This is a genomic window from Pseudomonas caspiana, from assembly GCF_040224095.2.
Taxonomy (GTDB): Bacteria; Pseudomonadota; Gammaproteobacteria; order Pseudomonadales; family Pseudomonadaceae; genus Aquipseudomonas; species Aquipseudomonas caspiana.
In genome coordinates this window covers 1,106,954-1,127,429 of sequence record NZ_CP167995.1, presented here as the reverse complement: position 1 = coordinate 1,127,429, position 20,476 = coordinate 1,106,954, and the positions used below count along the sequence as shown (strand labels likewise).

Here is a 20,476-nt window from a genome sequence, read left to right as displayed (position 1 = left end):
TCAGACCGGGCGATAATTTTTTGAATGAACTACCGCAATCGCGGGCAAGCGCGCTCCTACAGTCAATGCTCAACGATTAGGCACGCACATTCCTACAGTCAGCACGGGGTGAAAAAATTCCCTCAGACCTTTATAGTGGCCGACCTCCGTTTCACTTCAAGTAGCCGAGCCCCATGTCCGAGCCACGCAAGATCCTCGTTACCAGCGCCCTGCCCTATGCCAATGGTTCGATCCATCTTGGCCATATGCTTGAGTACATCCAGACCGATATGTGGGTGCGCTTCCAGAAGCACCGCGGCAACCAATGCATTTATGTCTGCGCGGACGACGCTCACGGCTCGGCAATCATGCTGCGCGCAGAAAAGGAAGGCATCACTCCGGAACAACTGATCGACAACGTCAAGGCTGAACACAGCGCCGACTTCAGTGACTTCCTGGTGGACTTCGATAATTTCCACTCGACGCACTCGGATGAAAACCGCGAGCTGTCGAGCATGATCTACACCCGCCTGCGCGATGCCGGGCATATCGCCACCCGCTCGATTACCCAGTACTTCGACCCGGAAAAGAAAATGTTCCTGGCCGACCGCTTCATCAAGGGCACCTGCCCGAAATGCGGCACTGAGGATCAGTACGGCGATAACTGCGAAAAGTGCGGTGCGACTTACGCCCCCACCGATCTGAAGGACCCGAAATCGGCGATTTCCGGCGCCACGCCAGTCCTGAAAGACTCGAAGCATTTCTTCTTCGACCTGCCAGCCTTTGACGCCATGCTCAAAAGCTGGACGCGCAGCGGCACCCTGCAGGATGCCGTAGCAAACAAGATCGCCGAATGGCTGGATTCCGGCTTGCAACAGTGGGACATCTCCCGTGACGCGCCGTATTTCGGTTTCGAAATCCCGGACGAACCGGGCAAGTACTTCTATGTTTGGCTGGACGCTCCCGTTGGCTACATGGCCAGCTTCAAGAACCTGTGCGCACGCCGCCCGGATCTGGACTTCGATGCGTTCTGGGCCAAGGATTCGACGACCGAGCTGTATCACTTCATCGGCAAAGACATCGTCAATTTCCACGCCCTGTTCTGGCCAGCAATGCTCGAAGGTGCCGGCCTGCGCAAACCAACCGGCATCAACGTACACGGCTACCTGACCGTCAACGGCCAGAAAATGTCGAAATCGCGCGGCACGTTCATCAAGGCCCGTACATACCTGGATCAGTTGTCGCCGGAGTACCTGCGTTATTACTACGCAGCCAAGCTCGGTAAAGGCGTCGATGACCTGGACCTGAACCTCGATGACTTCGTGCAGAAGGTCAACTCCGACCTGATTGGCAAAGTCGTCAATATTGCCAGCCGTTGCGCGGGCTTTATCCACAAGGGCAATGGCGGCGTCATGGTGGCAGAAAATGCTGCTCCGGAACTGACGGACGCATTCCTCGCTGCCGCTCCTGGCATTGCAGAAGCCTACGAAGCACGTGACTTCGCACGGGCCATGCGCGAAATCATGGGTCTGGCGGACCGCGCCAACGCCTGGATTGCCGACAAGGCCCCTTGGTCGCTGGCTAAACAAGAAGGCAAACAGGATGAAGTGCAAGCGGTTTGCGCGCTGGGCATCAACCTGTTCCGGCAACTGGTGATTTTCCTCAAGCCGGTATTGCCATTGCTGGCTGCCGACGCGGAGAAATTCCTCAACGTTGCGCCACTGACCTGGGATGACCACAAGACGCTGCTGAGCAATCACCAGCTCAACCCGTTCCAGGCACTGATGAACCGCATCGACCCGGCGAAGGTTGAAGCGATGACTGCAGCTTCGAAAGAAGACCTGACGGCCAGCACCACCGATACCGGCGCCGCGCCCGAGGGTAATGGCGAGCTCGCCAAGGATCCTTTGTCCGCAGAGATCGATTTCGATACGTTTGCAGCCGTGGATCTACGAGTCGCGCTGATCCTCAAAGCCGAACATGTTGAAGGCGCAGATAAATTGCTGCGTCTGACCCTGGATATCGGTGATGAGCAGCGCAACGTATTCTCAGGCATCAAAAGTGCCTACCCGAATCCGTCCGAGCTGGAAGGTCGTTTGACGATGATGATCGCCAACCTGAAACCGCGAAAAATGCGCTTCGGCATATCGGAAGGTATGGTGATGGCTGCCGGCCCCGGCGGTGAAGAAATCTATCTGCTTAGCCCTGATAGCGGCGCCAAACCAGGCCAGCGCATCAAGTAAGGCTTGAGACATGCCCGATAACAGCCTGAACCGCTGTTATCGGGTTTGTGCTGTTTGCAGAAGCTGAACTCTCGCTGAAGAGTGTTTACCTATTCATTGCTCACCGCCCGTTCGCCTACTCGGCAAAACCATGAACCTCATCCAAAGCATCGACGCCCTGCTCCCCCAGACCCAATGCGGAAAATGCGGACATCCTGGCTGCAAGCCCTATGCAGAGGGAATCGCCGAGGGCGAGGCAATCAATAAATGCCCACCGGGCGGCACCGAGACCGTTGCAGCTCTGTCGCGTTTGCTCGGCGTGCCAGCCTTGGACGTTGATCCGGAGCGGGGTTGCGCGCCGGCACAAGTCGCGTTTATTCGTGAAGCTGAATGTATCGGTTGCACCAAGTGCATTCAGGCTTGTCCGGTCGACGCCATCGTCGGCGCGGCGAAATTCATGCACACCGTCATCGTCGATGAATGCACTGGTTGTGACCTGTGTGTAGCGCCCTGCCCAGTGGACTGCATTGACCTGCTGCCGTTGCCCCCTGCCGTGCCCCCAATCGTCAGCGGGCTCGCTTTCACTGCGCAGGAGCAGCAGGATCGCAGCAGAAAGCGCAACCAGGCGAGACATCGCTTCGAGTTCCGCAACGCTCGGCTTCGTAGCGAAGAAGAGCGTCGACACACCGAACGCCTTGCCCGAGCGCAAAGGGCCACAGCAGCGCCTGAAGCCCCTCGCTCACCCACACAATCAACAGTGGAGCGCTCAAGTGCGCACAGCTCTGCCGTCGATGACGAAGCATTGAAAAAGGCCCGCATCGACGTAGCAATGAGCAGAGCCCAGCTCAATAAATCCCTGAAAGCGTTCGGTCACCCACCCATCGCTGAACAGGCAGCACGTCTGGTTCAATTGCAGCAAGAATACGAAACGGCCGAACAAGCCCTTAACAGCCTTCAATCCGCGCAACCCGGCTCAATCACGACAACGATGCCGCGGGTGGACAACAGCGGCGTCAAACGTGCAAAAATCCAACTGGCCATGGCCCGCGCCGCATTGAAAAAAGCGCAAACGAGTGAGGCCACTTCAGAGCAGATCGCGAGCCTGACGACTGAGCTTCAACATGCCGAACAGGCGCTTGAGGCCGCAGAGCGGAGTCTGTCGGCCAACCTGCAAGCCATTGCCCCCAAGGAAAACCTCGGTTCATGAATGCTGCAAAACGCCAGGAAATCTTTCGCCGCCTTCACGAAGACAACCCGGACCCAAAGACCGAGTTGGCCTACACCACCCCCTTTGAACTGCTCATCTCCGTGATCCTTTCAGCACAGGCGACCGATGTCAGCGTCAACAAGGCAACTGCGCGGCTTTATCCTGTCGCCAATACTCCAAAGGCGATCTACGAGCTCGGTGTGGAAGGTTTGTCCGAGTACATAAAAACCATCGGCCTGTACAACAGCAAAGCCAAAAACGTTATAGAAACCTGCCGGATGCTGATGGAGTTACACGGTGGAGAAGTGCCGCAAACGCGCGAAGCACTTGAGGCTTTGCCCGGCGTTGGCCGCAAGACCGCCAATGTAGTGCTCAATACCGCCTTTCGTCAGATAGCAATGGCGGTGGACACCCATATTTTCCGCGTCAGCAATCGCACCGGTATCGCTCCAGGCAAAAACGTAGTCGAAGTGGAAAAACAGCTGATGAAGTTTGTGCCAAAGGATTACTTACTGGATGCCCATCACTGGCTGATTCTGCTCGGCCGCTATGTTTGCCAGGCTCGCAAGCCGCGCTGCGGCAGTTGCAGGATCGAAGATTTGTGTGATTACAAACACAAAACCTCCGACGATTGAGCGATAGAGACTTAAACGACCGATCGATTGAAAAAATCTTTTTTACCCGCTCGCAGATACTCGCTATAAGGTGCGCCAACGACAGCCTAAGTCTGGAGTCAACTTTATGAGCAGCGACAAAGAGCAATTGGACGTAGACGACGATTTCACTGCAGTTGAATCAGATGACGCGGAGCCCGCACCTGTCGAGCCCGCCAAAACCAATCTCAGCAAACGGCGGACCATCGACAACCTGCTGGATGAAAGACGCCTGCAAAGGCAATTGGCTGATTACGACTACGATCTTTGAACCGCCCTCACCTTCGCGTCGTTCCTCATGACACAAAGCCTCTCATGGGCGAGAGGCTTTAGCGAAAAGCGCTGGATAGACACACAATCCAACGCTTCAAAGTCCTTATCGGTACGCCCTTAGACGAGACCATTACGCTGAGCCAGCTCTATAAGATCGACCAGTGAATGAGCGTTGAGCTTTAGCAGCAGACGAGTCTTGTAGGTACTGACCGTCTTATTACTCAGAAACATTCCATCTGCAATTTCCTTATTGGTTTTGCCTCGGGCCAACTGTTGCAACACCATCATTTCACGCCCTGAGAGACGATCGACCATATCCGCTTCGCTGGCATTACCCATGCTCGACCGCACGGTGTGCAGCGCCTGATTGGGAAAATAGCTATAGCCAGACAAGACCGCCTTGATCGCACTCAACAGTTCAGTAAGATCCTGCTGCTTGCAAACATAACCCGCTGCCCCGGCTTGCATGCAGCGCATGGAAAAATGACCGGGTGCCTGAGAGGTGAGAATCAGCACTTTGAACGGCAGAGTCATGGCAGACAAACGAGCGATGACCTCCAAGCCGTCCAGCTTTGGGATGCCTATGTCGAGAATTACGATATCGGGCAAATGCTCACGAGCCAGTTGCAGGGCATCCACTCCATTATCCGTCTCCGCAATGACCTCATAGCCATGGCGCTCCATTAACATGCGTACGGCAAGGCGAATGACGGGATGATCGTCCACGATCAGCACTTTATTCATGGGCAGTCCAATTTTCGCTATTCGAAGTTTCAGAGCAAGCACAATAGCCTAGTCGTTTAGTGCTTTGCATGGCGCCCCCCCCTTAGGACAGACAGCCAAAGACCAATCCCACATCTACAGCAGAATATTCCTACAAAATTCAGTCTAAATGACGCGACAGTGCAGGCCATCACAAGAGCATCAACTCGGAAAGCGACAAATTAATTGACCTTTTCGGAAGCGAGCAGAAACAGAGCGAATCAATCGATTGAATTATTATGATTGGGTCAAGCATTTTTCAAATACCTCTTTGGACTAATAAATAGAAGCTACAGTGATTTAGTTAACCCTGAACGAAGATAGCGGAGCCCGAATTAGAGACTGGTGGACGGGAGTACATAGCCTCTAGCCATCATCCGGACAATACTGGCGGCTTGAATACCCAGTGTAGTGGGGCATTAACAGTGCGCTCCACGAAACAAAATACGCTGTTACATCTCCGTTACACCAGCACCTGAAATCGAGACACCGCAGCACGCAATATTTCAGCGCGGCGTGGATTTAAACGCCAGGTCTTGTACCCACTGAGCATTTGCGACACCTATCCCACCACGTTTAAAAACTACACACTTTGCGACGTCTATTTTGCAAATATATATATTTTGCGAAAAATCCTACCTAGGTTTCGGAAGATTCCTATACTACACAGCAAACACAAATAAGGATTTAAAATTTTTTGCGGTATGTATGTACTACATAACTTTAAAACTCAAAAACCTAAACGGGCATTAGAGAAAGCACCGCCAATGCTCGAGATATCTAAGCCGGTTACACGCAAAAGGATACCCCGCCAAAAGCTAATACTATATTCCTGCACAAATCCATGCTTCCGCCGCCAAACAGGAAATGTACTACAACACTAACAGACGCAAAAAAAATTCATGTAAGAAAAGTTGTTGATCGACAAAACAATCCATGTAACCGACATTTTTTTACTTGCAAATTTTATTACCAGTCGTTACTTTTTCAAGAAATCCCACTCTATACTCAAAAAGATACGCAGGATTACATGAGAATTACATAACAAGTGATGCCACTTTGACCCACTTAAAACAGTGTTGCTTTATATGGACTCTCCTCCAGTAGAGAGCCGAAAGGATTCGGGCAGCATGACATGACCGATCAACCCAGCCTCTCGCTGAACGCGCCCACACGAGCTCGGCGATTCTCCTTGAATTGGCCATGTGTACAACCATGTTCGGAAAGGGATATATCATGAACAATAAAAATTCTGGCGCTCGTCCTCAAGAGGCAGACAGTCTGGATCTGGCGGCAGCCGTTGAACAGTTCGTTGCCCAGGGCGGCATTATTAAAGTGGTCTCGGGAGATGAACAGGAAACATCAACGCTGAATACAGACAATGCAAGATCAAAGGATGAACACCTGGCGACTGAAAATACCGAAAAGGTAGAGCTGCTGAAGGCATTGGTGGCAAAAGGCGCAGGCTTTAGCGCGCTGCAATATTCTTTACGAATGAACAAAAAAGAGATCAAGCAACTCGCCGTTGAACATGGCGTAAAAATCATGTTCAGTCGTCCGATAAATGAAGTGAGCAATAGACATCGCTCTGACACGTCCGATGTAGACGATGTCGTTGCAGGGCATGCCATGCATTACTCAAGCCTGGGATATACCGCGCCCGAAATCGCCAAGATACTGGACTTGAACGTGCGACAAGTATGGAATATAGGAAAAGCCTATCGATTCGAATTCAAGACGGACGAAAACGAACCTTCGCCGTGATGAGTAACATCACAGCCAACCAGGCCAGTTAGCTCTTGGCTGCTTTCTCGGGAGGTCAAAATATAAACAGATTATGCCCACCCTGCTTTTTAATTACCCCTATAACACCACAATCTATTTGCAGAAGGATGACATGAAATTATTACCTCGCCTTATCAACCCTATCAGCATCATCGCGATGTTTGCTGCTCTGTGTGAAGCGTCAGCGACCACGGTGCTCCCTTACCTAGACGATGAAAATCGCCAGATCTATATATGGTTTCTTATCGCATTCCCATCGACACTGGTCATATTATTCTTCTTGACCCTCAACTTTAACAGCCGCGTACTTTACCCCCCTACGGAGCCTACCAGCGAACAGTCTAATTAGACTGCTGACTGCAAGAAAGCGAATCTGAACATCGTAGCGGAATGATATTAATATTCGCAGCGGCTCGATCAACGATGAGTGAAGGACCTCACACGCTATTCGGTCACGCAAATCTGTACGCATTAAACAGTACTACTCAAATACTGAATTAATACCCAAACCAAAAAACTCGGCATTGCGACCTACAGGAGCTTATGACGCTGTAGCTATCACTCAATGACTTGGCATTGATATCAAAGCTGCAAAATTATTGTGACGTGCGCAGCAGCCTATTGGAGATCCGCAAGCGCTGAATTCATACAGTTAGATCAGGTTTACCGAGGAGGTCGAACCCGAGGAAACTCATGAAACTTTTGAGGTTGCCACAGAATATCGTGGAGAACTGATCCATCGTTTCAACAATTAAGGACGTGTATCAATCCCGGCAGGGATGAGAGTGTCATCAACCGAGTCTGGAAGACGATCGCTATGCAAGTGCAATGCAGGCGGTAAGCAGGCCGGAACCACCTAATCCCGGATGCAGCACCGAAAAGGTGCTGCATCTTCATTTCAGAACTAGCCGTTAGAACAGTTTGCGGCCCTTGTTTGCGGCAATCCGCATGCGCAGTGCGTTGAGCTTGATGAAGCCCGCAGCATCAGCCTGGTTGTAAGCCCCGCCGTCTTCTTCGAAGGTCGCGATATTTGCATCGAACAGCGACTCATCGGACTTGCGACCGGTCACGATCACGTTGCCTTTATAAAGCTTCAAGCGCACAACACCATTCACATGAGCCTGCGATGCGTCGATCATCTGTTGCAGCATCAGACGCTCAGGGCTCCACCAGTAACCGGTGTAGATCAGGCTAGCGTACTTGGGCATCAACTCATCCTTGAGGTGAGCGACTTCGCGGTCCAGAGTAATCGACTCAATGGCGCGGTGAGCACGCAGCATGATGGTGCCGCCAGGCGTCTCGTAGCAGCCGCGGGACTTCATGCCCACGTAACGGTTTTCAACGATGTCCAGACGGCCAATACCGTGCTCACCACCGATACGGTTCAGCGTTGCCAACACAGTGGCAGGCGTCATCTCAACGCCGTCCAGTGCAACGATGTCGCCATTGCGGTAGGTCAGCTCGAGATATTGTGGGGTGTCTGGAGCCTTCTCGGGGGAGACCGTCCAACGCCACATGTCTTCTTCGTGCTCAGTCCAGGTGTCTTCCAGCACGCCGCCTTCATAGGAGATGTGCAGCAAGTTGGCATCCATGGAGTACGGGGACTTCTTCTTGCCGTGACGCTCGATCGGGATCGCGTGCTTCTCGGCGTAGTCCATCAGCTTCTCACGGGACAGCAGGTCCCATTCGCGCCAAGGGGCAATCACTTTTACGCCAGGCTTCAGTGCATAGGCACCCAGTTCGAAGCGAACCTGATCGTTACCTTTACCGGTAGCGCCGTGGGAAATGGCATCAGCGCCGGTTTCGTTGGCGATTTCGATCAGACGCTTGGCAATCAGCGGACGAGCGATAGATGTACCCAGCAGGTACTCGCCTTCGTAAACGGTGTTGGCGCGGAACATCGGGAACACGAAATCACGCACGAATTCTTCGCGCAGGTCGTCGATGTAGATTTCTTTGACGCCCATGGCTTTTGCCTTGGCGCGTGCTGGTTCGACTTCTTCACCCTGACCCAGGTCAGCGGTAAAGGTCACCACTTCGCAGTTATACGTATCTTGCAGCCACTTGAGGATTACCGAAGTATCCAGGCCACCGGAATACGCGAGAACTACCTTGTTTACGTCCGCCATGCCATTACTCCACCGGGTTGTACGGAAAACCGGTGATTCTACCGCTCAAATGGCGTGATTTACAGTAGCGCGACAGCTTCTGACGATGAAGCGACAGATTATGTCGACCTGGCGACGAGTGGCGACCCGTCGTCAGATCCTTGCAGGTGCGGAGTTTACGGCGACAGGAGCTGGCCTGTCCTCGGGCGCGACGCGCTCCAGATGGACGTTCACCCGGCGGTTTCGGGCACGATTGGCGTTGTTGGTGTTAGGCACCAACGGATACCGCTCGCCATGGAAACGCAGAGTGATCTGCTCTTCTGGAATGCCTTGAGCCTTCAGATAATCCATCACGGCCAGCGCACGACGGCGAGACAGGTCTCGATTGGTCAGGCGGTTACCGCTGTTATCCGAATGCCCATCCAGCTCGATGTGATTGACGGTCGGATCGGCCTTGAGATAGGCCACGATGGTCTGCAGTCGGGCCTTGGCTTGCGCATCAAGATCAATACCACCACCGGGGAAACCGACTTCGCCCTGTTTTACCTGGTCGTAATTCATCGGCAACAGCTTGGTGACGCACAATTGATAGTCGCTGAAGGCTTTGTTGAACTTGACCGGTAACAGACGCACTTCTGTGGTTCCGGAGGTATCACGCGAGTAATGACGGATGACCGGACTGCGGCCCTCCATCAGACCACTTATCAGCCGACCTGCCTGCACCTGAGAACTGCTGAACGGAAACTCGCCGTTATTGACTTTGACTGAACCCAGGTTGATGTCACCGCGCCCAGGCTGCCATGGTGCAGCAGCAGCCAACAGGGTCGCCGAGCCGCCGCCCGGCATGCCTCCGGCCGACTTGATCCGGAATGTCGCCTGCTCACCCGCACGGCGCACGAACTCACCCGCACCGAAATCGGTGATGGGCTGGCTGAGGCGACACTCGAACTGATCGCCTTCCACTTTCCATTCGATGCTTTCCAGACGTGTCTGGAAAGTCATGGCCATGGCCGGGAAGCTGGCGAACACGCTGAGCAGGGCTAGATATCGCTGGCGCACGGGAGGCTCCACTAAAAAATGACCGCATAACAAAAAGACTTCCTACAACGGGCTATCGGTAACTTCCTACAAAACTTGATAGCGGGTGCCTGAGAGAGTCTTTTCCGGTAGCATTCCCAGCGAGTTTGACCCGCCTGGAATCCCCAATGTCCGACCTCCTGACCCTTTTGCGTCCCGACGACTGGCACATTCACCTCCGCGATGGAGCTGTTTTGCCCCACACCGTTGCTGACGTTGCGCGCACTTTTGGCCGCGCAATCATCATGCCTAACCTGGTACCGCCCGTTCGCAATGCTCAGGAAGCCGACGCTTATCGTCAACGCATCCTGGCTGCCCGGCCGGCCGGCAGCCGCTTCGAGCCGCTGATGGTGCTTTACCTGACCGACCTGACGCAGCCGGAAGATATCCGGACGGCCAAGGCCAGCGGTTTTGTCCATGCCGCGAAGTTGTATCCCGCCGGAGCGACCACCAACTCCGACTCGGGCGTGACCAGCATAGACAAGATTTTTCCGGTTCTTGAAGCCATGGCCGAAGTCGGCATGCCGCTTCTGGTCCATGGCGAAGTAACACGCAGCGACATTGACGTGTTCGACCGCGAGAAAATCTTCATTGATGAGCATCTGACCCGCGTGGTTGAGCGCTTCCCGACCCTGAAAGTGGTGTTTGAACACATCACCACCGGCGAGGCCGTACAGTTCGTCAATCAGGCATCGGCCAATGTCGGCGCGACGATCACTGCGCACCATTTGCTCTACAACCGCAATCACATGCTGGTTGGCGGCATACGTCCGCACTTCTATTGCTTGCCGATCCTCAAGCGCAACACGCATCAGACCGCTCTGCTCGATGCCGCCACCAGTGGCAGCACGAAGTTTTTCCTCGGCACCGACTCGGCGCCGCATGCTCAGCACGCCAAGGAAAATGCGTGCGGGTGCGCAGGTTGCTACACCGCCTACGCCGCTATCGAGTTGTACGCTGAAGCTTTTGAGCAACGCAATGCACTGGACAAGCTGGAAGGCTTCGCCAGCCTGCACGGTCCTGCGTTCTACGGCCTGCCACTGCCAAAAGACACCATTACGCTGGTCCGTGAAGAATGGACCGCGCCCACCAGTCTGCCGTTTGGCGAGCTGTCCGTAATACCGCTGCGCGCGGGTGAAAAACTGCGCTGGCGTCTGCTGGAGAAACACGCGTGAGTGAAGATCATTTCGACGACGAACAGGAAGGTCAAGGCGGCGGTTCGCGCCACCCGATGGCCGCCCGCTTTCGCGGCTACCTGCCTGTCGTCATCGATGTAGAAACCGGTGGTTTCAACTGCGCGACCGATGCCCTGCTGGAAATCGCAGCAGTAACCATCGGCATGGACGAAGATGGCTTTGTGTTCCCGGAGCACACGCACTTTTTCCGTGTGGAGCCGTTTGAAGGCGCCAACATCGAAGCGGCTGCGCTTGAGTTCACCGGCATCAAACTCGATCACCCGCTGCGCATGGCGGTCAGTGAAGAGACGGCACTGAATGATATCTTTCGCGGTGTTCGCAAGGCGTTGAAGGCCAATGGCTGCAAGCGCGCGGTGCTGGTCGGCCACAACGCCAGCTTTGACCTGGGCTTTCTGAACGCTGCGGTTGCGCGACTGGACATGAAACGCAATCCGTTCCACCCGTTCTCCAGCTTTGATACCGCCACGCTGGCCGGGCTTGCCTATGGCCAGACCGTGCTCGCCAAGGCCTGTCAGGCAGCCGGCATCGATTTCGACGGCCGTGAGGCGCACTCAGCGCGTTACGACACCGAAAAGACCGCTGAACTGTTCTGCGGGATCGTCAACCGCTGGAAACAGATGGGTGGCTGGGAGGACTTCGGCGATTGATTGCCAGGGCCTGCAACGGGTCTTGCCAACTGCAACGTTTGCTTTGAACTGACCGACGCCATTGCGAAAAAGCTCGGCTCCTACAGGAAATACGGTTTTCTGTAGGAGCTCACGAGCACGGCGAGGCAGCGATAGCTTTCTGCCTGAACCCACCGTAATCGCGGCCTCGCGATGCTCGTGCGCTCCTACGGAAATCATTCCAGTTCAAATAGCTAATCATGCTGCATAAGGCCACAGCTTGCCCGTGATAGTGATTCAACAGGCAGCCGCGAAGCCGGATGGAGTACCGCAAATCCAACGCACTCAGCGCAGCCGCCCGACGGTGTTTCACCACTCGTCGGTCCCGAGAGAAACCTTCTCAATGAGTTTTGACAAGCATTCTCATTAACATTAGTATCCCCGGCAACGAGAAATTACAGCGACGGTTCTCATTTATGTATGTCTGCCTCTGCCAAGGTGTTACCGACGGTCAAATCCGCGATGCAATTTTCGAGGGTTGCTGCAGCTACAAAGACGTTCGTGAAACGCTGGGTGTTGCCACCAAATGTGGTAAATGCGCCTGTTTAGCCAAAGAAGTGGTACGCGATACCCTTACCGAATTACAGAGTAGCCAGGCTTCATTGGCTTATCCGGCAGAATTTTCAGCCGCCTGATTCAACCGAATTCAAAGAACCGGACCTCGTGTCCGGTTTTTTTATGCCCGTAATTCAAACGCTTAGCGTCAAGATGCGGAACACAAACATTCTTATTACTATTTATTTTCACTTACTATTCAATAACTTAGGTTTGACAGACTAATACGCGCGGCTCAAACTCGCCCTTTATATATACAAACCATTGGCAGGACCTCAAAAATGAAAGGCGACATTACAGTCATCCAGCATCTCAACAGGATCCTCGGAAACGAGCTGGTCGCAATCAATCAGTACTTTCTGCATGCGCGCATGTATGAAGATTGGGGCCTGAACAAACTGGGCAAGCACGAGTATCGCGAATCCATCGACGAGATGAAGCACGCTGACAAGCTCATCAAGCGCATCCTGTTTCTCGAAGGTCTGCCTAACCTGCAAGAGCTGGGCAAAATCCTGATCGGCGAACACACCAAGGAAATGCTTGAGTGCGACCTGAAGATCGAGCACAAAGGCCTGGTTGATCTCAAAGCAGCCATCGCTCACTGCGAAGTCATTGGTGACTTCGGTAGTCGCGAAATGCTGGAAGATATCCTGGAGTCCGAGGAAGAACACATCGACTGGCTGGAAACCCAACTGGGCCTGATCGAGAAAATCGGCATCGAGAACTACCTGCAATCGCAGATGGGCGAAGACTGATTCGTCAGATCTGCTGAAATAGAAAAGCCCCGCTTTCGAGAGAAAGCGGGGCTTTTTTGATCCCGGTGATAATCTGTAGGAGCTGCCAGAGGCTGAGAAATACGGAGCATCATTAGAATGCTATCGCAGCCTTCGGCGGCTCCTACAGGTACACGCAGCCAGTAATCAGGCTTCGGTGTTACCCGCAGCAGCTTTGGCAACTGCGCCTTTCACCAACTCCTGCAGCGAACCATCCGCCTGCATTTCAGTGATGATGTCGCTACCGCCTACCAGCTCACCGGCAACCCACAGTTGTGGGAAAGTTGGCCAGTTGGCGTACTTTGGCAGGTTGGCGCGGATTTCAGGATTCTGCAGGATGTCGACGTAGGCGAATTTTTCGCCACAGGCCATCAATGCCTGAGAGGCTTTTGCCGAAAAGCCGCACTGCGGGGCATTCGGAGCACCTTTCATGTAGAGCAGAATGGTGTTGTTGGCAATCTGGTCTTTGATCGTTTCGATGATATCCATGGAGCACCTCGGCTTAACTTTTCCGACTCAGTTGTCGACACGGTGGCGCATTGTAACGGAAACCCGAGCGTGACGCTCTGCCTTCCCAGCGCGCCCACCATCATGCCGCCGCGACTTGAACGCTCACACCATTGAGCACCGCATTGCCGGACAGGCTATCAAGTTCTCGCTCATCGGTCAGGTCATTGGCACTCTCCCCCGGCTGATGCGAGGCAATATCCATCTGCACACCGGGTTTTGCGTGCCCCCAACCATGAGGCAGGCTGACAACACCCGGCATCATGTCCAGACTCGCCATAACCTGCACTTCAATGACACCCACCCGGGAGCTGACCCGCACCTGCTGCCCGTCATTCAAGCCCCGACTGGCCAGATCATCGGGGTGCATCAACAGATGATGACGAGGCTTACCCTTAACCAACCGATGATAGTTATGCATCCATGAATTATTGCTGCGCACATGGCGGCGGCCAATCAGCAGCAGCTCACCATTCCCTGGAGCGCTATCAACAGCGAAACGTGCAATGTCAGCCATCACGACGTCTGGGGCAGCCTGAACGCGACCATTGGCAGTCTTGAGGCGTGAAGCCAGATTAGGCTTCAACGCGCCCAGGTCCAGACCATGAGGATGGTCCCGCAAAGTGTCCAGCGAGAGCTTGTAGTCCGAGCCGTCGCCGTACAATCCACCACGCAAACCGCGATCAATCATCTGCGCCGGGGGCATGGTCGGCTTCAGCTCACGCCCCGCCCTTTCGGCAAAGGCTTTCGCCAGGCCGACGAAAATCTCCCAGTCATGCAGTGCACCCTCGGGCTTCGCCAGAATGGCACGATTGAATCGTGTGACATTGCGCACTGCAAACGTGTTGAACGTCGTGTCGTAGTGGTCATTTTCCAGCGCGGAGGTAGACGGCAGAATCAGGTCGGCGTGCCGCGTGGTCTCGTTGATATACAGATCGATGCTGAGCATGAATTCCAGACCGTCCAGCGCGTGATCCAGTTGACGGCCATTAGGCGTCGACAACACCGGGTTGCCCGCAACCGTTACCAGTGCCTTGATCTGCCCTTCTCCCTCACTGAGCATTTCCTCGGCCAACGCCGCGACCGGCAACTCACCGGCGTATTCGGGCAACCCGGAAACCCGACTCTGCCACTGATTGAAATGACCACCGGAGGTTGAGCCCACCAGATCCACCGCTGGCTCAGTGCACAGCACACCGCCCACCCGATCCAGATTGCCAGTGACCAGATTGATCAACTGCACCAGCCAATGGCACAGCGTGCCAAACACCTGAGTGGAAATTCCCATGCGGCCGTAGCACGCCGCCTTGTCGGCGGCCGCGAAGTCTCGGGCCAGTTGGCGGATCTGCTCAGCGGGCACCCCGCAGCGCGGGCTCATGGCTTCGGCGCTGAAAGCCGCGATGGCAGAGCGCACTTGATCCAGACCATCGACCGGTAAATGGCTGTCCCGAGTCAGGCCTTCGTCAAACAGGGTGTTCAGCAGGCCAAACAGCAGCGCCGCATCACCCCCCGGTCGCACGAACAAATGCTGATCGGCGATAGCGGCCGTTTCAGTACGTCGCGGATCAACGACCACCACTTTGCCGCCTCGCGCCTGGATAGCCTTCAGGCGTTTTTCGACATCCGGTACTGTCATGATGCTGCCGTTGGATGCCAGCGGGTTACCGCCCAGTATCAACATGAAATCAGTGTGATCGATATCGACAATGGGCAGCAGCAGGCCGTGGCCATACATCAGAAAACTGGTCAGATGATGGGGAAGCTGGTCGACTGAGGTCGCCGAATAGCGATTACGGGTTTTCAGCAAACCCAGAAAATAATTGCTGTGGGTCATTAACCCGTAGTTATGCACGCTCGGGTTGCCCTGATACACGGCCACGGCGTTCTGCCCGTGGCGCCGCTGGATGTCCAGCAACCGCTCGGCGACCAGATCGAATGCGGCTTGCCACTCAATGGGCTGCCACTGATTGCCCACGCGCTGCATAGGCTGGCGCAATCGGTCAGGGTCATTCTGGATATCTTGCAGCGCCACGGCCTTGGGGCAAATATGGCCGCGACTAAACGCATCCAGAGGATCGCCCTTGATCGAGGTGATCGACACCTGGTTTTCAGCACTTGTAGTGGTTTCAATGCTCAAGCCGCAAATGGCTTCGCAGAGATGGCAGGCACGGTGATGGAGGGTCTTGGTCATGGCCAGCCTCATGTTTTTGTCGTGACGATCTGAAACGATCGCTCAAACGAAACTATGAGGCGTGCCTTGCGACTGCGCCAGAGACGTTCGTCTCATGAATCGGCGGGCATCAAGCGGGCCGATGGCTGGCTGACTCTAGCCAGGCAAATGACCTGGCATCCGGCGGGCCTGTGCGATGGATCAGCCGCCGATGGGGGTGATTTTGCGCTGCAGCTGAATCTCGTGAACCGTTTCGATCTGCTCTTGAGCCAAGTGAACACCGGTCAGCTCACCGATCAGACGCCAGTGTTCATCAAGACCAGAACTGATCGTAGCCATTCGATCGATCATGTGCCGTCCCGCAGCCCGGGTGACTTCGTCGTTGCTACGCAGGAGTTCGAAAGACATCGATGTCATCGAAGCGGTGAGATGCGTCAGGGTGCGAGCCGTTAGCCCGAGCAGTTCCGTCAGCTGTTTTTCTTTCGATTCCATTCCCCAGACCCCTTGATACACGATGAGCAGTTATACCCTGCGCCGATTATTTATGGAACGGACCACTAGCGCGCCGCGTGAAGCAGATCGCATAAGTGCAACGATATGACCGCTCAACTGCCCAACTGTTGCAGGATCGGCAGTAATTGCAATCTCGCATGAGGGCAGTGTACAAATACTCCCCTCGGGACACCTCTGGCTGGCCAGTTGCCGCCACCTAGAGCATTGCTCAGCTTGATAACTCAGGCAAGCTCCGAATGCAGAAAACTGCCTCTGTTGCGAATAAAAAACATTCGGACATAAGCATCCTATTGGTAAGAGGCGACATTTTTTTATACCATCGCGCCTTTCCTATTCGTCGCCCCGTGCGGCTTCCGCCGCAGGTCTCGCCCGTTTTCCCGATAAAACCCGGCTTTGAGCATCTGCGGTCTGTTGCAAAAAAGGTAGTTAATAATGAACGCCAGGCACTTTCTCTCGATGATGGATTACAAGCCAGAAGAACTCCTGCGCTTGATCCGTCGAGGCGTAGAGCTCAAAGACCTGCGAAACCGAAGCGTGCTTTTCGAACCGCTTAAAAGCCGGGTTCTGGGCATGATCTTCGAGAAATCTTCGACACGTACCCGTGTTTCGTTCGAAGCCGGCATGATCCAGCTGGGTGGTCAGGCCATCTTTTTATCACCTCGCGACACCCAATTGGGTCGTGGCGAGCCGATTGCCGACTGCGCGAAAGTGCTTTCGAGCATGCTTGATGCCGTGATGATCCGTACATTTGCTCATAGCAACCTGACGGAATTTGCCGCTAATTCTCGTGTGCCCGTCATCAACGGCCTGTCCGATGACTTGCACCCCTGTCAATTGCTGGCCGACATGCAAACCTTCCTTGAGCATCGCGGCTCGATCAAAGGCAAGACCGTTGCCTGGATCGGCGATGGCAACAACATGTGCAACAGCTATATAGAAGCGGCGATCCAGTTCGACTTCCAGTTGCGCGTGGCTTGCCCTGAAGGTTATGAGCCTAATCCCGAGTTTCTGGCGTTGGCCGGTGATCGTGTGACGGTTCTGCGGGACCCGCGCGCGGCAGTGGCTGGCGCCCATCTGGTGAGCACTGATGTCTGGACCTCCATGGGCCAGGAAGAAGAAACCGCCAAGCGCATCGCCTTGTTCACCCCCTTTCAGGTGACCCGCGCACTGCTCGATCTCGCCGACAAAGACGTGCTGTTCATGCACTGCCTGCCAGCCCATCGTGGCGAAGAAATCAGTGTCGACCTGCTTGATGACCCGCGCTCCGTCGCGTGGGATCAGGCTGAGAACCGTCTGCATGCACAGAAAGCGCTGCTGGAATTTCTGGTTGCGCCATCCTGCCAGCCTGCATGAGTTCGCCACTGCTGCTGAACTTGCGCAATCTGGCCTGCGGGTATCAGGAACAACGCGTGGTGCAGGACCTGAACCTGCACCTCAACGCTGGTGATATCGGCTGTTTGCTGGGTTCATCCGGCTGTGGCAAAACTACGACTTTGCGCGCCATTGCCGGTTTCGAGCCGGTTCATGCCGGGGAAATCACCCTGGCGGGCGACGTTATCTCCAAACCAGGGTTCACCCTGCCGCCTGAGAAACGCCGGATAGGCATGGTGTTCCAGGACTACGCACTGTTTCCGCACTTGAGCGTTGCCGAGAACATCGCTTTCGGCATTCGTAAGCATCCACGTCTCCAGCAAGTCACCAACGAGCTGTTGGAGTTGGTCAATCTGGGCGATCTAGGCAAACGCCTGCCCCATGAACTGTCTGGCGGCCAACAGCAGCGCGTTGCGCTGGCGCGTGCCCTGGCACCAGAGCCGCAACTGTTATTGCTCGACGAGCCATTTTCAAATCTGGATGGCGAACTGCGCCGCCGCCTCAGCCATGAAGTCCGCGACATTCTCAAGGCCCGAGGCACCAGCGCAATACTGGTCACCCATGATCAAGAAGAAGCCTTCGCCGTCAGTGACCATGTGGGCGTATTCAAAGAGGGTCGTCTGGAACAATGGGACACGCCCTACAACCTCTATCACGAACCGCTGACACCTTACGTCGCCAGTTTTATCGGTCAGGGGTATTTCATTCGCGGCGTGATGATCGACCCCCAATCGGTGCAGACCGAACTGGGCGTGCTGCTGGGCAACCGCGCCTATCCCGGCACGAAGGGCAGCGCGGTGGATGTGTTACTGCGACCGGATGACATCATCTACGACCCGCACAGTGAGCTGAAAGCCCGGGTGAGCAGTAAAACCTTCCAGGGCGCCGCAACGCTGTATCGCCTGCAACTGCCGACGGGCAGCCAGCTGGAAGCGGTCTTCCCCAGCCATGCGGATTATCAAGCCGGTGAGCAGGTGGGTATCCGGGTGTCGGCCGACCATCTGGTGCTGTTCCCCGCTGCTGGCAGCGTGGCGGTGCAGCAGGCGGTTTAGCCTGGATGAATCGAAATGTATTCTCCTGTGGGAGCGCATTCCAACTGGAGGCCGCGTGATTCAGCCCAGGCTAACCACCAACTTCCCACTCGCCACCAGCGTGGCATGACCGCCGATTTTCACCCGCTCCCCTTCCAGTCGACAGAACAACGCCCCGCCGCGCTCCGAACATTGGTAGGCATTTAACACATCCTTGCCCAGTCGCCCGGCCCAGTACGGAATCAGCACACAGTGCGTCGATCCGGTTACCGGGTCTTCCGGGATGCCAATCGCCGGGGCGAAGTAACGCGAGACGAAGTCAAACTGTTCGCCTTTCGCGGTCACGATGACACCGGGCCATGGCAGCTTTGCCAAGGCAGCCATGTCAGGCCTGCATTCACGCACCGCCTGTTCGGACTCAAGCACTACCATCAATTCCACTGAACCCAGCGCATCAACAATGCTGGTGCCCAAGGCACGCTCAAGCTCCAACGTCACCCCGACCTCGTGAGGGATCATCGCCGGGAAATCCAGCAGTAGTAACCCGTCCTCTCGAGTAACGCTTAACGCACCGGACTTGCAGAAAAAATCGAGCTGTTCCGCAGGCTCGCCGAAAACAGTAAACAGCACATGGGCAGCCGCCAGCGTTGCATGCCCGCACAGTGGCACTTCAGTCTTGGGTGTAAACCAGCGAATGTGCCAGCCGAGCGCTTCGCGCACCACAAACGCGGTTTCCGCCAGATTGTGCTCGGCAGCAATGCGCTGCATCAACTCGTCAGCCAGCCATGCATCAAGGCGATAAACCATCGCCGGATTACCGCTGAACGGACGATCACTGAAGGCATCGACCTGATGAAATTCGAGAAACATAAGTGATGCTCCAGTGCGATTGATGCGTTGCACAATGCCTGCCTGCAGCCGTGTTCACCAGAGACAGATGGTCCGATTACCGAGCATACATCCACAGCGCGAGGCGAAAGGTTTGATCCTTTCAAACAAAACGCGCTCTTCCGATATGGCCCAAATCCTGTAGGAGCTCACCGAGGTTACGGGGCCAGCGATCGCGGAGTGTCAGACAAACCGCTATCGCGGCCTCGCGGTGCTCGTGCGCTCCTACAAATCCAATGTTTGCTGCGAGACAGCGCGCAGCTTTCAGCCTCGCCCCACCGGCGCAAACATCGCGCCGGTATGTTCAGCAAGTACCGTCGGCGCCAGTTCTACTTCAAGACCACGACGTCCGGCGCTGACGTAAATCGTCGCGAACTGCTCAGCGCTTTGATCAATAAAAGTACGCAACCGCTTCTTCTGACCCAGCGGGCTGATACCGCCCAAGAGATAGCCGGTGGAGCGTTGCGCAGCAGCCGGGTCAGCCATTTCGGTTTTCTTGGCTTTAGCAGCGGCAGCCAGAGCCTTGAGGTCCAGGGTGCCAACAACCGGCACCACAGCGACCAGTAATTCACCTTTTTCGGTACTTGCCAGCAGTGTCTTGAACACCTGCGCCGGTTCGAGCCCCAGTTTTTCCGCCGCCTCAAGGCCGTAGGAAGCAGCTTTCGGGTCATGTTCGTAGCTGTGGATACGGTGTTCAGCGCGAACTTTTTTCAATAGATCCAATGCAGGTGTCATGCAGCG

19 protein-coding genes are annotated in these 20,476 nt (G+C 55.0%); 11 read left to right on the top strand and 8 right to left on the bottom strand.

The features are described from left to right. Positions 1 to 173: 173 nt before the first annotated feature. The 4 genes from metG to ABRP31_RS05050 all read left to right on the top strand — a co-directional run bounded on the left by metG (position 174) and on the right by ABRP31_RS05050 (position 4,332). On the top strand, positions 174 to 2,222 hold the full coding sequence (gene metG / locus ABRP31_RS05065; RefSeq protein WP_349972104.1) for a methionine--tRNA ligase: 2,049 nt from the start codon (positions 174 to 176) through the stop codon (positions 2,220 to 2,222). Positions 2,223 to 2,352: 130 nt separating this feature from the next. Beyond that, the gene (gene rsxB, locus ABRP31_RS05060) at positions 2,353 to 3,408 is read left to right on the top strand and encodes an electron transport complex subunit RsxB (RefSeq protein WP_349972103.1); all 1,056 of its coding nucleotides are present in this window, start codon (positions 2,353 to 2,355) and stop codon (positions 3,406 to 3,408) included. Beyond that, complete coding sequence (gene nth, locus ABRP31_RS05055; protein ID WP_087269146.1) at positions 3,405 to 4,043, top strand: endonuclease III; 639 nt, start codon at positions 3,405 to 3,407, stop codon at positions 4,041 to 4,043. Before rsxB ends, nth begins: the two co-directional genes overlap by 4 nt. A gap of 106 nt (positions 4,044 to 4,149) precedes the next feature. Further along, positions 4,150 to 4,332 carry a PA3496 family putative envelope integrity protein gene (locus ABRP31_RS05050; protein WP_087269143.1) on the top strand — a complete coding sequence of 61 codons (183 nt, stop codon included), beginning with the start codon at positions 4,150 to 4,152 and terminating at the stop codon, positions 4,330 to 4,332. 119 nt (positions 4,333 to 4,451) lie between these two features. On the opposite strand, the gene ABRP31_RS05045 is transcribed toward ABRP31_RS05050, so the two are convergent. Then, positions 4,452 to 5,078 (bottom strand): response regulator transcription factor, encoded by a 627-nt coding sequence (locus ABRP31_RS05045; protein ID WP_025261490.1) that lies wholly within the window; start codon positions 5,076 to 5,078, stop codon positions 4,452 to 4,454. A gap of 1,254 nt (positions 5,079 to 6,332) precedes the next feature. Here ABRP31_RS05045 and ABRP31_RS05040 point away from each other — a divergent pair. Beyond that, positions 6,333 to 6,860: a hypothetical protein gene (locus tag ABRP31_RS05040; protein WP_349972102.1), complete on the top strand. Its 528-nt coding sequence runs from the start codon at positions 6,333 to 6,335 to the stop codon at positions 6,858 to 6,860. 932 nt (positions 6,861 to 7,792) lie between these two features. Here the strand turns inward: ABRP31_RS05040 and ABRP31_RS05035 are convergent. Continuing rightward, positions 7,793 to 9,010 (bottom strand): argininosuccinate synthase, encoded by a 1,218-nt coding sequence (locus tag ABRP31_RS05035; RefSeq protein WP_087269130.1) that lies wholly within the window; start codon positions 9,008 to 9,010, stop codon positions 7,793 to 7,795. Between the two features lie 132 nt (positions 9,011 to 9,142). Next, the gene (locus ABRP31_RS05030) at positions 9,143 to 10,048 is read right to left on the bottom strand and encodes an OmpA family protein (RefSeq protein WP_349972101.1); all 906 of its coding nucleotides are present in this window, start codon (positions 10,046 to 10,048) and stop codon (positions 9,143 to 9,145) included. Between the two features lie 146 nt (positions 10,049 to 10,194). Here ABRP31_RS05030 and pyrC point away from each other — a divergent pair, with 146 nt between their 5' ends. The 4 genes from pyrC to bfr all read left to right on the top strand — a co-directional run bounded on the left by pyrC (position 10,195) and on the right by bfr (position 13,237). Further along, positions 10,195 to 11,241 carry a dihydroorotase gene (gene pyrC / locus ABRP31_RS05025; protein ID WP_087269124.1) on the top strand — a complete coding sequence of 349 codons (1,047 nt, stop codon included), beginning with the start codon at positions 10,195 to 10,197 and terminating at the stop codon, positions 11,239 to 11,241. Further along, positions 11,238 to 11,909, top strand: a complete 672-nt coding sequence (rnt, locus tag ABRP31_RS05020) for a ribonuclease T (protein WP_027898437.1) — start codon at positions 11,238 to 11,240, stop codon at positions 11,907 to 11,909. The genes pyrC and rnt overlap by 4 nt, the downstream gene beginning before the upstream one ends. 434 nt (positions 11,910 to 12,343) lie before the next feature. Then, a complete protein-coding gene (locus tag ABRP31_RS05015) occupies positions 12,344 to 12,562 on the top strand; it encodes a bacterioferritin-associated ferredoxin (protein WP_087269118.1) in 219 nt (72 codons plus the stop codon). Between the two features lie 201 nt (positions 12,563 to 12,763). Continuing rightward, positions 12,764 to 13,237 (top strand): bacterioferritin, encoded by a 474-nt coding sequence (gene bfr, locus ABRP31_RS05010; protein WP_027900754.1) that lies wholly within the window; start codon positions 12,764 to 12,766, stop codon positions 13,235 to 13,237. Between the two features lie 165 nt (positions 13,238 to 13,402). Here bfr and grxD read toward each other — a convergent pair whose 3' ends face one another. From grxD to ABRP31_RS04995, 3 genes are all read right to left on the bottom strand, one after another. Then, positions 13,403 to 13,744: a Grx4 family monothiol glutaredoxin gene (gene grxD, locus ABRP31_RS05005; RefSeq protein WP_349972100.1), complete on the bottom strand. Its 342-nt coding sequence runs from the start codon at positions 13,742 to 13,744 to the stop codon at positions 13,403 to 13,405. Between the two features lie 100 nt (positions 13,745 to 13,844). Beyond that, complete coding sequence (locus tag ABRP31_RS05000; RefSeq protein ID WP_349972099.1) at positions 13,845 to 15,953, bottom strand: molybdopterin oxidoreductase family protein; 2,109 nt, start codon at positions 15,951 to 15,953, stop codon at positions 13,845 to 13,847. Between the two features lie 180 nt (positions 15,954 to 16,133). Beyond that, positions 16,134 to 16,424 carry a hypothetical protein gene (locus ABRP31_RS04995; RefSeq protein ID WP_027900758.1) on the bottom strand — a complete coding sequence of 97 codons (291 nt, stop codon included), beginning with the start codon at positions 16,422 to 16,424 and terminating at the stop codon, positions 16,134 to 16,136. A 453-nt stretch (positions 16,425 to 16,877) separates the two neighbouring features. Between ABRP31_RS04995 and argF the strand changes: the two genes are divergently transcribed. Continuing rightward, complete coding sequence (gene argF / locus ABRP31_RS04990; protein ID WP_087269107.1) at positions 16,878 to 17,798, top strand: ornithine carbamoyltransferase; 921 nt, start codon at positions 16,878 to 16,880, stop codon at positions 17,796 to 17,798. Beyond that, entirely contained in the window at positions 17,795 to 18,868 is a 1,074-nt protein-coding gene (locus ABRP31_RS04985; protein ID WP_349972098.1) for an ABC transporter ATP-binding protein, read from the top strand. The genes argF and ABRP31_RS04985 overlap by 4 nt, the downstream gene beginning before the upstream one ends. 60 nt (positions 18,869 to 18,928) lie before the next feature. On the opposite strand, the gene ABRP31_RS04980 is transcribed toward ABRP31_RS04985, so the two are convergent. Further along, positions 18,929 to 19,717 (bottom strand): PhzF family phenazine biosynthesis protein, encoded by a 789-nt coding sequence (locus ABRP31_RS04980; RefSeq protein ID WP_349972097.1) that lies wholly within the window; start codon positions 19,715 to 19,717, stop codon positions 18,929 to 18,931. A gap of 282 nt (positions 19,718 to 19,999) precedes the next feature. Continuing rightward, the gene (ybaK, locus tag ABRP31_RS04975) at positions 20,000 to 20,470 is read right to left on the bottom strand and encodes a Cys-tRNA(Pro) deacylase (RefSeq protein ID WP_349972096.1); all 471 of its coding nucleotides are present in this window, start codon (positions 20,468 to 20,470) and stop codon (positions 20,000 to 20,002) included. Positions 20,471 to 20,476 lie beyond the last annotated feature (6 nt).